The following is a 12,367-nucleotide window of genomic DNA, read 5'->3' as shown; positions in this document are numbered from 1 at the left end:
CCACTATGGTCGTCATGGGGGAGCAATCGCCACACTCCGGTGCCGATGGCGGCGTACGACCGGGACGGCCCATCGGGCAGTGGGATCCGCACGATCTGGAAGTGCATCCCGCGGGCGCCGCTACGGCAACCAGCGCTGACGGGGCACGAGTTGCGGTGCGTCGTAAGCTCCCCGGCTATGTGCCCCGCGAGCATGATCGTCTCCTGGCCGAAGCCGTGCACGACGCCGCCGAGGGACGCAGTCGGGCGGTGATCCTGGTCGGCGCATCGTCGACCGGTAAGACGAGAGCTTGCTGGGAGGCCGTGCAACCCCTCGCCGATCACGGTTGGCAGCTGTGGCACCCCTTCGACCCAACGCGCGCCCAGGCCGCGCTGGAAGGTCTGCACCGCGTGGGTGCCAAGACTGTGGTGTGGTTGAACGAGGCCCAGCACTACCTGGGGGATCTCCGGACAGGGGAACATGTCGCAGCTCAGCTCCACGACCTGCTCACTCGCCCGGAACGGGGACCGGTGCTGGTGCTGGGCACGTTGTGGCCCGAGTACGCCCACCAGTACGTCGAAGTGCCCAACCCCGGCGAACCCGACCCGTACAGCCGGACGCGGGAACTTCTGGCCGGCCGCACCATCACCGTGCCTGACACCTTCACTGCCCGGGCTCTTGAAGCCGCGGCCGCTCTGGCGGAAGGCGGCGACCAGCTCCTGGCCGACGCACTCACCCGCGCCCGCGATCACGGGCGCCTCGCCCAGGACCTGGCCGGAGCGCCTGAACTTCTGACCCGCTACCACACCGCGAGCCCGCCCGCGCGGGGCATGCTCGAAGCGGCGATGGACGCTCGGCGCCTCGGTGTCGGACTTGCCCTGCCCCAGGCCTTCCTCACGGATGCCGCCACCGACTACCTGAGCGACCACGACTACGACCTGCTTGCCGAGGACTGGGCCGAGCAGGCGTACGCCGAGCTCGCCCGCCCTGTCCACGGCAAGCAAGCAGCTCTACGCCGCGCCAACCCCCGCCCTTCACGCCGACCGCCCGGCAGCTCCGCCCCCGGCCCGGAATCCTGGCCGGTCACAGGGACCCTGTACCGGCTGGCGGACTACCTCGAACAGCACGGACGCGAAGCCCGTCGCCTACTGTGCCCCCCTGCTTCCTTCTGGCAGGCAGCCCATACTCACCTCGCCCGCTCCGACGACCTGGCCAACCTGGCAGCTGCGGCCGATGCGCGCTACCGCATGCAATGGGCCCACCATCTGTGGCTCAAGGCCGCCAACACCGGTGACGCACGGGCCCTGCTCGCCCTGGCCAGGCGGCGAGAGACAGCCGGAGACACCGACGGCGCCGAAGCGGCATACCGGCAGGCAGCCGAGGCCGGCAGCTCACAGGCCCTGCTTCACCTGACCCTTCAGCGCGAGGAGACGGGAGAGCCGGGCGCCGCCGAAGCGTTCGCCCGGCAGGCTGCCGACGGCGGCGACACCCGCCCCCTGCTTCACCTGGCCAGGAAACGGTATGCCGCAGGGCACAACGTCGCGGCCGATGCCGCCTATCGGCAGGCTGCCGAGTTCGGTGACACCCGGGCTCTTCGCGACCTTGCCCGCATACGGGAAGCGGCCGGCGACGGGGACGGCGCCGAATCACTCGCCCGGCGAGCTGCCGAGTTCGGTGACACCCGCTCTCTTCGCGACCTCGCCTGGATACGGGAAGCGGGCGGGGACCGGATGAAGGCAGAAGCACTCGCGCAGCTGGCCCTCGATGCCTCCGACTGCCAGGTTCTGCTCTCCCTGGCGCGCAGACGAGAAGAATCCGGAGACCTCAGCGGTGCCGAAGCGGCGTACCGGCAGGCGGTCGCAGCCGGTGACACCGAGGCGTTGTGTGCTCTCACCCGGATACGAGAGAACGCCGGAGACCGGGGCGAGGCTGATCGGCTGGCCCGCCGGGCGGCCGACGCCGGTGACACCCGGGCGTTGGTCCACCTCGTCCGGAAGCGAACGGAGGCCGGGGAGGAAGAGGGAGCTGAAGAGACCTGCCGCAGCGCCGCCGCCGCGGGCGACAGTCATGCTCTGGCCTACCTGGCCCAGGTCCGAGCGAAGAATGGGCGCCTGGCGGACGCCGCATCACTTGCCGAACAGGCGGCAGGTCTCGGCAACACCCAGGCGCTGCTCGATCTGGCGCGGTTGCGTGATGTCGCAGGGGATCTCGACGGTGCCGAGACCGCCTATCGGCGGGCCTTTGAGGCAGGAGAGTCCGACGCCCTGGTCTTCCTCGCCCAGATGTGGGGGAAGGCCCGCCGGTGGTCTGACGCAGAGGTCGTCGCCCGGCAGGCCGCAGACAGGGGTGACAACCGCGCGTTCGTCTCGGTCATCCAACTGCGTGTGGAGGCTGGAGAAGACCAGGGCGCCGAACTCCTCGCCCAGCAGATCGGCGAGCCCTTCGCGCTGCTCAACCTGGCGTGGATGAGGCAGGACGTCGGGGACATGGAAGGTGCTGAGAGGCTGGCCCGGTGCGCGGCGGACACGGGCCATGCGGAGGCGCTGGCAACTCTGGCGTACATCCGGGAGCGGCGAGGCGACAGGGAAGGGGCCGAGGACTTCGCCGTACGCGCGGCCGAGGCCGGAGATCTCCGAGGCCTGCTGGATGTGACCCGGATGCGCGAGGCGGCCGGCGACAAGGAAGGCGCAGAACGCTTCGCTCGACTGGCCGCTGACGCTGGTGACCCCCGGGCTCTCTTCGCCCTGGCCACTTCACGGATGCAGAGCAGACCCTACGACGACTTCGACATCGCGTACCACAGAGTGCTCGACGAGGCAGGCCGCGAGCCCGTCGTCCGACCCGGAGGGAAAGCGTTCATGGGCAAGGGGTCCTGGTGGTACGGACTTGAACCCGACGGGACGCTGTCGCCGCCGTGGTGAGCCACCCCTGTCAGTTGGACGAGTGCGAAGCGAGTCCACCGCCGCTTTGTCGCGGTTGATGGTCCGGTCCCGGATCGGCAGCGTCTGGGACAACGTCAGGGCAGGGTCAGGATGCGGGGGCCCTGGTCGGTGATGGCGACGGTGTGCTCGATGTGGGCGGCCCTGCTGCCGTCGGTCGTGCGCAGGGTCCAGCCGTCGATATCGGTGCGGTAGGTGTTCTGCCCGCCGGCCATGAGCATGGGTTCGAGGGCGAGGACCAGGCCGTGGCGGAGGGGGAAGCCGCGGCCGGGGCGGCCGCGGTTGGGGACATGGGGGTCTTCGTGCATGCGGCGGCCGATGCCGTGGCCGCCGAAGTCGGCGGGCATGCCGCAGCCCGCCTTGCGGGCGACGGTGTCGATGGCGTGGGAGATGTCACCGAGGCGACTTCCCACCTGGGCGGCGGCAATGCCGGCGTCGAGGGCTCGCCGGGTGGCGTCGATCAGGTCGAGGTCGCCGGGGCGCGGTGTTCCGACGGTGAAGGTGATGGCCGCGTCGCCGGTCCAGCCGTCGAGCCGGGCGCCGCAGTCGATGCTCACCAGGTCGCCGTCGCGCAGCCGGTAGCCGGTGGGGATGCCGTGCGACACGGCGTCGTTGACGGACGTGCAGATCACGGCCGGGAAGGGGACCGGGGCGAAGGACGGCCGGTATCCGAGGAACGGGGAGTCGGCTCCGGCCTCGGCCAGAACCGACCGGGCCGCTTCGTCCAGTTCTTGCAGGGACACCCCCACGCCGGCTGCTTCTCGGACTGTGGCCAGGGCGCGGGCCACCACGCGTCCGGCTTCCCGCATCGCGTCCAATGCGGCATCGGTCTTGATCTCCACCATGTGTCTGACTCCTCGCAACAGGCCGACCCAATACTTATACCGGTATTAGTATCACGGTCGTGGCGAGGACTCCCTCTGACACCGCGGGAACGGGAACGGGGCGAGCAGAGAGGACCGGCTGGACCTCGCCGTGGTCGAGCAGACGGAGGGGGCCGACTGGGCCATGCGGCGGCACGCCCGGCGCTCTTTGGGGTTGCGGGCATGCGGGCGGAGCTTGTTGTGCGGCTGTGCGGGCCGGCGATCGGTTGACTTCACGAGGAAGCGACTGCGGCTTTGGGGCGATTCTCGTGAGGGGCAGCCACCGTGATCAACAGGCGGGACGTAGTGCGGGCAGGCACACTGAGTGCTTTGGGGACGGGGATGGCGGGTGTGCTGGCACCACCCGCCGCTGCGTCACCCACCGAGGCGGCGGAGCGGGTCGGCCCCCGGGACTGGAAGCGGCTGGCCGAAGCGCTGTCATCGCGTTCTACTCTCTACCGGCCAAGCGATTCCAACTACTCGCCGCTGGCGCTGCCGTTCAACCACCGCTACGCCGGGATCCACCCCGCCGGAATCGTCGCCTGCGCTACCACCGGGGACGTCCGCGCGGCGGTCCGCTGGGCCCGCGACGTGGGGCTGCCCGCCGTGCCCCGCTCCGGGCTGGGCCACAACTACGCCGGGTACTCCAGCACCACCGGCCTGCTGCTCAACATGGCCCGGATGCAAGGCATCGCCGTCACCCCGCTGCCGGGCGCCCGCTCCCGGACCCGGACCTACGGGCCGATCAAGGTCACCCATGACGCGGGTACCGTCACCGTGGGAGCCGGGGTCACCAATGGCGATCTGCACCCGCTGCTGGAGGACCAGGGATTGTTCGTGCCGACCGGCCGCTGCCCCACGGTCGGGGTGGCCGGACTGGTGCTCGGAGGCGGTATCGGCTTCAGCGACAAGATGTTCGGTCTGACCTGTGACCGGCTGGTCTCGACGACCGTGGTACTCGCCGACGGCCGCGTGGTGGAGGCCGGTCCGGACTCGCACTCTGACCTGTTCTGGGCCTGCCGCGGCGGGGCCGGGAACAACTTCGGTGTCAACACCTCCTTAACGCTCCAGTACGAGCAGTTCCAGGGCAACGTGGGCTTCTACCAGTTGCGCTGGAGCCTGGACTCCGTGGTGCCGGTGATCGCCACCGCGCAGCGGATCGCCGTGGACGCCCTGGACGACAAGCGGTTCCACCTTCGCGTCGGCATCGGGACCCACGGGTTTGCCAGGGACGAGATCCGCGCCAATGCCAACGTCAACGCCATCGGCCAGTACTACGGCCCCCTTGAGGAGTTGCGCGCCATCCTGGCTCCGCTGCTCGCGATCGGCACGGCCGAGGAGCGCGCCCGCAACAGCGCGTCCGTCCGCGAGGTCACTCCCGGCCAGGCGAGCGTGCTGCTGAGCGCGACCACGCCGGTGGACCAGTTCGCCACCAAGTCGGCGGTTCTCACTTCCCGGACGCTCCTGACCGACAAGCAGGTCGGTGCCGCCGCCGAGCAACTGCTGGACTGGCCGGGCAGCGCCAACGAGGACGGGGCCGGGTTCGCGATGTTCGCCCTCGGCGGCGAGATCAACCAGGTGCCGCCGGACGCGACCGCGTTCGTGCACCGGAACGCCGTGTTCATCTTCGCTGCCGAGACCTCCTGGGCGGACTATGATCCGCCCAGCGTCGAGACCGCGAATCTGCGCTGGCTCCGCGAGTTCTACGACGACATTTTCGGTAACACGCCTCCCGCGCAGTCGTATCAGAATTTCCCGGATCCGACGCTGAAGGACTGGCGGCGGGCTTACTACGGTGCGAACTACGATCGACTGGTCAGGGTGAAGCGGAAGTACGATCCGAGCGACTTCTTCAGCTATCCCCAGGGGATCGGTACCTGACGCTCTCCAGTGGGCCCCGCTCGGGGACGATGCCTACGGCGTGCCGGGAAGCCGGACCGTGACGAGGAGACCGCCGGCGGGGCGGGGGACGAGGTCGAGGGTTCCGTCGTGCGCGCGGACGATGCTCTGCACGATGGCCAGGCCGAGGCCGACGCCGGCGTGCTCGTCGGTGCGTACGCGTTGCGTTCCACGCTGGAAGGGTTCGGTGAGGGTCGGTACCAGTTCCGGTGGGAGCCGACGGCCCGTGTTCTCGACCCGCAGCACGCTCGTGTCGCCGTGCGCCTCGGTGTGGACCGTCACGGTGCCGCCGGCGGGGAGGTTGTGGACGATGGCGTTCTGGACGAGGTTCGTCACCATCCGCAGCAGGAGCTCCGCGGAGCCGCTGGTCCGGGCCGCCCCGCCGGTGACATCGAGCGTGATCCCGCGCTGTTCGGCGAGGGGAAGCAGCGTTTCGGCGGCTTCTTCGGCGATGAGGGAGAGGTCGACGCTCTCGCGGGTGAAGCCTCCGCGGTCGCCGCGGCTGAGCAGCAGGAGGGCCTCGGTGAGATCGATCGCCCGCGTATTGACAGCGTGCAGGCGTTCGATGAGTTCACCCCGATCCCGCGTGGGGTCCTTGCGGGCGACGTCGAGCAGCGTGCGCGAGATCGCCAGCGGGGTGCGCAGCTCGTGGGAGGCGTTCGCGGCGAACCTCTGCTGCTCGGCGACGTGGGACTCAAGCCGTTCGAGCATCGAGTCGAACGCGTCGGAGAGTTCACGGAATTCGTCCTGGCGGCCCTTCATGCGGATCCGGTGGGACAGCGACCCGTTCCCGGCCATCCGTGTCGCATCCGTGATCCGTGCGAGTGGTGCGAGCATCCGGCCGGCGAGGATCCACCCTCCGACGAGGCCGAACACAAGGAGGAAGGCCATCGCCAGGGCCGCCGCGGGGGCGAAGGTTCGCACCAGAAGGTAGCGGTTGGGCGAGATCCCGAGCAGGCCCTGGCTGTTGTCGGGTACGTAGCGCAGCAGGAACATCCACACCACGGCCAGCAGGAGAGCGCCGGCGACGAGGAGGAATCCGGCATAGCTGAGGGTGAGTTTCAGCCGGGCGCTGAGACCTGGGCTCCTATGCATGCGTACTGCCGGGGTCGGAGGTGTCCCTGCCGGGGGCGATGGTGTCCATGCCGGTGTCGATCTGGTAGCCGACGCCGGGCACCGTGGCGATGATCCATGGTTCGCCGAGCCGTTTGCGCAACGCGGAGACGGTGATGCGCACGGCGTTGGTGAGGGGGTCGGCGTTCTCGTCCCAGGCCCGTTCCAGCAGCTCTTCGGCGCTGACGATCCCGCCCTCGGCGGCGACGAGCACCTCCAGCACGGCGAACTGTTTGCGGGTGAGCGCGACGTAGCGTCCGTCGCGGAACACCTCCCGGCGGAAGGGGTCGAGCCGCAGGCCCGCGATCTCGCGGACCGGGGGCCGGGCGTACGCGCGTCTGCGGTCGAGTGCCCGCAGCCGCAGGACGAGTTCCCGCAGCTCGAACGGTTTGGTGAGGTAGTCGTCGGCGCCGAGCTCGAACCCGGACGCCTTGTCGTCGATCCGGTCGGCAGCGGTGAGCATGAGGATCGGGATGCCGCTGCCGGAGGCGACGATGCGCCGGGCGACCTCGTCGCCGGAGGGGCCGGGGATGTCACGGTCGAGGACCGCGAGGTCGTAGGAGTTGAGGCTGAGCAGTTCCAGGGCGGAGTCGCCGTCGCCGGCGATGTCGGCGGCGATCGCCTCCAGCCGCAGACCGTCACGGACGGCTTCGGCCAGGTAGGGCTCGTCCTCCACGATCAGTACGCGCATGTCCGAAGCCTAAGCAGCACGACATATCGCCGACGTATGCGCAGCCGTGTGCCCACCGGACACACGCGGCTCAGCCCGCCGGTGCCGGCGCGCGGCGAGGCTGGTCCGACGGCGCTTCCGCCGTGGTGCGCCACCAGCGGCGCGACGCCAGGGCGGCCAGTACGGCGCCGGCGGCGTTGACCAGTACGTCGTCCACGGAGGACACCCGGTCCAGCCGCAGGACGTACTGTGCGGTTTCGACCAGGGCCGAGCAGCCCGCCCCGAGCGCAAGGACCCGCGGCACGGACGCCAGCGCCGCGAACCGCATCGGGGCGAAGAACCCCAGCGCCGCGAAGATCAGCAGGTTGCCGACGATCCCGACCGGACCCATCGTGACCAGGTCCCGCAGTGGTACCAGGCTCACCCGGGCGGGGGCGGTGCCGGCCTCGCCGCCCGGCATCATCGTCAGCCATACGAGGGGCACCGTCCCGTGGACCATGCCCACCTCGGCCAGCGACAGCCGCCAGGCCGAAGTCACGCCGGCGGCCCGCCGACGGCGCGCCAGAGCCCACACCACCAGCGCGGCCAACGGCAGCGCGACCAGCGTCATGAGCACCGCACCGTTGAACGTGTCGAAGCAGCCGTGCCAGCGCCCGGCCATGCACATCGGAGCGGACATCATGAGCGGCCGCCGCACGACGAACACGGCGCTCGCCATGCCGAGGACCGCCAGGCTGAGGAGCACGATCCTGCGCGTGCGGCGAGGCGGTGCCGGCAGGGATGCGTTGTGGGTCATGCCCCCATTGGAGACGGAGGGCCGTTGCGGTGGCGTATGCGATTTTCGATACGCCCGCGATACACCGCCGAGCATGAGCATCTGCTCGGGCTTGCCGCGGATGGCGGCGTTGACGTCCTCGGCCATCCCCCAAATGATCGTGGTGGGCTACCGCAGGAGGAAGAAAATCCTCCTGCCTGCGAGAGACTCTGTTCTACGGTGAGCCGGTGAAGAAGGATCGACGCGTCCGTCGCCTCGTCACGGACGAGGCCACCTGGTTGTGGACCGTACGGCAGCGAGTGAGACCTGCTTATGCCGACTGTCGCGTGACGCTCTCCTTGTTCACCGAGGGAGCCTTGAGAGGACCTGGGCGCCGATTGTCCCTGGTCTTTGCCCCAACCCCGACCGGAGTCATTTCCAACGGCTACTTCGAGTCGGGGACAGTGGTACGGCTTCCGGACCAGAGCTGGCTCAACCTCTACGAGCCGGGGACGGTCCGGCGCCTGCTGGATGCCGCGGCACCTGCTCTCGAGCTCCGGCCGGCCGAGACGAACCTCGAAGTGGACGGCTGGCTCTACTTCGACGAGGCCGTGGACCGTCGGAACGCCACCTTGTCGGACAATTCTCCGGCCATGCCGTCATGACGCGCGACCTGGGCCGAAGAGCGGGGGCACGCGGGCCTCGATGACATGGGGGCCGGGCTCGTTGAGGGCCTTGGCCAGCTGGGCGGTGAACTCCTCGGCGGTGGTGGCGCGGGCGGCGGGCACTCCCATTGCCCGGGCGAGTCCGGCGAAGTCCAGGTCCGGGCGGGACAGGTCCAGCAGGTCCCGGGCGGCCCGCCCGCGAGCCCGGCCGTCCGGGGTCGGTACCAGGCGGTCGTACTCCATCTCCAGGACGGAGTACGACTGGTTGGCGTAGACGACGATGGTGACGTCCAGGCCCTCGCGGGCCATCGTCCACAGCGCCTGGGGGGTGTACATGGCGCTGCCGTCGGCCTCCAGGCACACCACCGGCCGGTCGGGGCAGGCGATCGCGGCGCCCACGGCCAGCGGCAGGCCCTGGCCGATGGCACCGCCGGTGAGGGTCAGCCAGTCATGGTGCGGGGCACCGGCGGTGGCCGCGGGCAGCCACAGGCCGGATGTGTTCGCCTCGTCCACCACGATCGCCCCCTCCGGCAGCATGGCTCCCACAGCGGCGGCGACCGACTCACCGGTCAGATCGCCCGCGGGTGGCTCCGGCCTGGCCCGGGCCGCCGCGGCCGCAGTCGCGTGCGGCAGCAGGTCCGCCAGGTGCGCGAGGGCCTGTACGGCGTCGTCGCCCGGGCCGGCCAGGGTATGGACGTGGCAGTCGCGAGGGACGAGGAGGCCGGGTGTCTCCGGATAGGCGAAGAAGGACACCGGGGTGCGGGCGCCGACCAGCACCAGGTGCCGTAGGCCGTGGAGTTGGGCGCGAGCGCCCTCGGGCAGATACCCGAGCCGCTCGACGGTGGGCAGGCCCGCGCCGCGCTCCAGGCGCGCCGGAAAGGTCTCGCACAGCAGCCGGGCCCCGGTGGCGGCGACGCGGGCCGCCGCGCGCAGCGCCGGCGCGCGGGTGGCCGGGCCACCGAGCAGGATCGCGGTCGGTTCTCCGGAGCGCAGTGCGGCAGCGACGGCGGTCACCGTGTCGTCCGGCACGGGTGCGGGCGGCTGCAACGGCAGCGGTGGGGCCGGAGAGGCCCCGGGCGACCAGGAGATGTCGGCGGGCAGGATCAGCGTGGCCACCTGGCCGGGTGGTGCCGTAGCGGCGGCCACGGCGGCAGCGGCGTGGATACCGGCGGCCGGCGCGTCGCTGCAGCGGCATACCCAACCGGAGACGGCCCCGGCGAGCGCGTCGATGTCCGACTCGAGTGGCGCGTCGAGCGGTTTGTGGTGCGTGGCGTGGTCGCCGACGAGGTTGACCACAGGGGTGGCCGCGCGCCGCGCGTTGTGGAGGTTGGCCAGGCCGTTGCCGAGGCCCGGTCCGAGATGCAGCAGGGTGGCGGCGGGTCGGCCGGTCATCCGGCCGTAGCCGTCGGCCGCCCCGGTCGCGACGCCTTCGAACAGGCAGGGCACGGCCCTGACTTCCGGTTCCTCGTCCAGCGCGGCGACCAGGTGCATCTCGGATGTGCCCGGGTTGGCGAAGTACACCTCCACGCCGCACGCCCGCAGGGTCGCCACGACCGCTTCCGCACCGTTCACGTCTCGTCCCGTCCTCGCCTGGTGATGGTCATGCCCGTGGGGATGAGGAGCCGGCGGCTTCAGTCGAGCAGCACACCGGGATTGAGGATTCCGCCCGGGTCGAAGGCGTGCTTGATCCGGTGCATCAGCTCTACCCTGGCCGGGTCCTCCGACTCCAGGAAGTACGACTTCTTCGCCCTGCCGATCCCGTGCTCGCCGGAGACGGCGCCGCCCCGCTCCAGGCCCGCCCGGAACAGCCGCCGCAGCACCTCGTCGCGGCGGACGGGGTCCGGCTGGAAGACCGACAGGTGCACGTTGCCGTCGCCGGCGTGGCCGCAGCCGGTGACCAGCGACCCGGTGTCCTCGGCGGCTGCCTGGGCGGCGGCCAGCAGCCCGTGCAGCTCGCCGCGCGGCACGACCACGTCCACGATGTCGTCGGCACCGGCCGCCTTCGCCGTCCAGAAGGCTCGCTCACGGGCCTCGACCAGCCTCCTCGCCGTGGCCGCGGGCAGCACGAAGACGTCCACCGCGCCGTGTTCGAGCAACTGCTCACCGACCGCCTCGACATCCTCCTGGAGCCGCGTCACGGAGCGGCTCTCCAGCACGACGAGCAGATAGCCGAGCGCGGTCAGCCGCACGGACGCGGGAACGCCCAGCCCCGTCTTCTGGTCGTCCGCGATCGCCGCCATGGCCAGCAGGTCCACGTACTCCAGCGCGGCCGGCTCCAGGCCCCCGCCCGCCAGCGGCGGGACCGACCGGAAGACGTCCTCGGCCGACGCGAACGCCGCCAGTACGGTCGTGGAGTGCCGGGCCCGCGGCCGCAGCCGGAGCGTCGCCTCCGTGACCAGGGCGAGCGTCCCCTCGGAACCGACCAGGAGCTGGGCCAGGTCGTAGCCGGTGGACGTCTTGACGTACTTGCCGCCGCCGCGCACGATCTCGCCGGACGCCAGGACGGCTTCGACGGCGAGCACGTGGTGGCGGGTGACCCCGTGCCGTACGGCGTGCATCCCGCCGGCATTGGTGGCGATGGTGCCGCCGATGCTGGCGGTGGGCGCGCCGAGCCGCACGGGGTAGTGCAGGCCGGACTTGGCGGCCTCGTGGTCCAGTTGGTCCAGGGTGACACCGGGCTGTACGACGGCCACGTGGTTGACGGCGTCCACTTCCAGGATGCGGTTCATCCGCTCGAACGAGACCGTGATCCCGCCCGGCCGGGGCACACATCCCCCCGACATGCCGGTCCCCGAGCCGCGGGCGGTCACCGGGATCCCGGCCCCACCGGCGATCCTGAGCACGTCCGCCACCTCGGCGGCCGCGGCGGGCCGGACCAGGTACGCGGGCGTCTGCGGTACGGCGGTCAGCGACTCGTCACCGGCGTACTCAGGGGGGATCTCTGCCCCGGCCAGAACGTGCCGTGCTCCCACGGCGTCGGCCAGCAGCGCCTCGGTGTCCGCCATCGCACCCCCTCCTCGGCTCCCGCTCCCGCCGATCCTGGCCGCGCACCCACTCCACCGGAGGGGGCCGTCCGGCCCTTACCCAGGGCCATATGGACCGGCATGCTTTCCAAGCCGGTCCTGACACGGCGGCACAGCCCGCACGTCCCTCGCGTTCGGCCGTGCGCCGACCCGCACCGGCCCGGCAGGACATCCCGTCGGGCGGCTGCTTGCCGACGGCGGAGTGTGGCAGGATGCGGGCGACGGTGCGGAGGAACTCCGGTGCGGGCCGATGGCCCAAGTCCGGGGCGGGCCCGCCACTGTGACCGGGGAGCTGCCTCCCGCAGATGGCCACTGGCAGCCGGTGCGAGCCGGCCGCTGGGAAGGCCGGGAGTCGGCGCCGGTACCCGTGCTGTACGAGCCGGGCGCCGAGATCCGGGAGCCAGGATATTCCGGCCGTCCCGCAGCCAGGCACTACCCGCCCGGGCGCGGCCCGTTCACGGC

General features: G+C 71.1%; 9 protein-coding genes and 1 riboswitch. Of the genes, 3 read left to right on the top strand and 6 right to left on the bottom strand.

Annotated features, from left to right (window positions below):
- Positions 1-5 precede the first annotated feature (5 nt).
- On the top strand, positions 6-2,900 hold the full coding sequence (locus AB0I54_RS21395) for a hypothetical protein (protein ID WP_363297639.1): 2,895 nt from the start codon (positions 6-8) through the stop codon (positions 2,898-2,900).
- A 95-nt stretch (positions 2,901-2,995) separates the two neighbouring features.
- On the opposite strand, the gene map is transcribed toward AB0I54_RS21395, so the two are convergent.
- Positions 2,996-3,763: a type I methionyl aminopeptidase gene (gene map, locus AB0I54_RS21390; RefSeq protein ID WP_363297638.1), complete on the bottom strand. Its 768-nt coding sequence runs from the start codon at positions 3,761-3,763 to the stop codon at positions 2,996-2,998.
- Positions 3,764-4,123: 360 nt separating this feature from the next.
- Here map and AB0I54_RS21385 point away from each other — a divergent pair, with 360 nt between their 5' ends.
- Entirely contained in the window at positions 4,124-5,662 is a 1,539-nt protein-coding gene (locus AB0I54_RS21385; protein WP_363297745.1) for an FAD-binding oxidoreductase, read from the top strand.
- 33 nt (positions 5,663-5,695) lie between these two features.
- Here AB0I54_RS21385 and AB0I54_RS21380 read toward each other — a convergent pair whose 3' ends face one another.
- The 3 genes from AB0I54_RS21380 to AB0I54_RS21370 form a co-directional block, all read right to left on the bottom strand.
- Positions 5,696-6,775, bottom strand: coding sequence for a HAMP domain-containing sensor histidine kinase (locus tag AB0I54_RS21380; protein WP_363297637.1), 1,080 nt, complete (start codon positions 6,773-6,775; stop codon positions 5,696-5,698).
- Positions 6,768-7,484, bottom strand: coding sequence for a response regulator transcription factor (locus tag AB0I54_RS21375; protein WP_363297636.1), 717 nt, complete (start codon positions 7,482-7,484; stop codon positions 6,768-6,770). The genes AB0I54_RS21380 and AB0I54_RS21375 overlap by 8 nt, the downstream gene beginning before the upstream one ends.
- A gap of 70 nt (positions 7,485-7,554) precedes the next feature.
- Complete coding sequence (locus AB0I54_RS21370) at positions 7,555-8,259, bottom strand: VanZ family protein (RefSeq protein WP_363297635.1); 705 nt, start codon at positions 8,257-8,259, stop codon at positions 7,555-7,557.
- A 206-nt stretch (positions 8,260-8,465) separates the two neighbouring features.
- On the opposite strand from AB0I54_RS21370, the gene AB0I54_RS21365 reads away from it, so the two are divergent.
- A complete protein-coding gene (locus AB0I54_RS21365) occupies positions 8,466-8,882 on the top strand; it encodes a hypothetical protein (protein ID WP_363297634.1) in 417 nt (138 codons plus the stop codon).
- Here the strand turns inward: AB0I54_RS21365 and AB0I54_RS21360 are convergent.
- Positions 8,877-10,454, bottom strand: a complete 1,578-nt coding sequence (locus tag AB0I54_RS21360; protein WP_363297633.1) for an acetolactate synthase large subunit — start codon at positions 10,452-10,454, stop codon at positions 8,877-8,879. The genes AB0I54_RS21365 and AB0I54_RS21360 overlap by 6 nt on opposite strands.
- Before the next feature lie 59 nt (positions 10,455-10,513).
- Positions 10,514-11,887: an FAD-binding oxidoreductase gene (locus tag AB0I54_RS21355; protein WP_363297632.1), complete on the bottom strand. Its 1,374-nt coding sequence runs from the start codon at positions 11,885-11,887 to the stop codon at positions 10,514-10,516.
- 247 nt (positions 11,888-12,134) lie between these two features.
- Positions 12,135-12,316, top strand: a riboswitch (cobalamin riboswitch).
- Positions 12,317-12,367 lie beyond the last annotated feature (51 nt).

The organism is Streptomyces sp. NPDC050625, from assembly GCF_040654755.1.
Lineage (GTDB): Bacteria > Actinomycetota > Actinomycetes > Streptomycetales > Streptomycetaceae > Streptomyces.
This window is presented reverse-complemented; position numbering and strand designations above follow the sequence as displayed.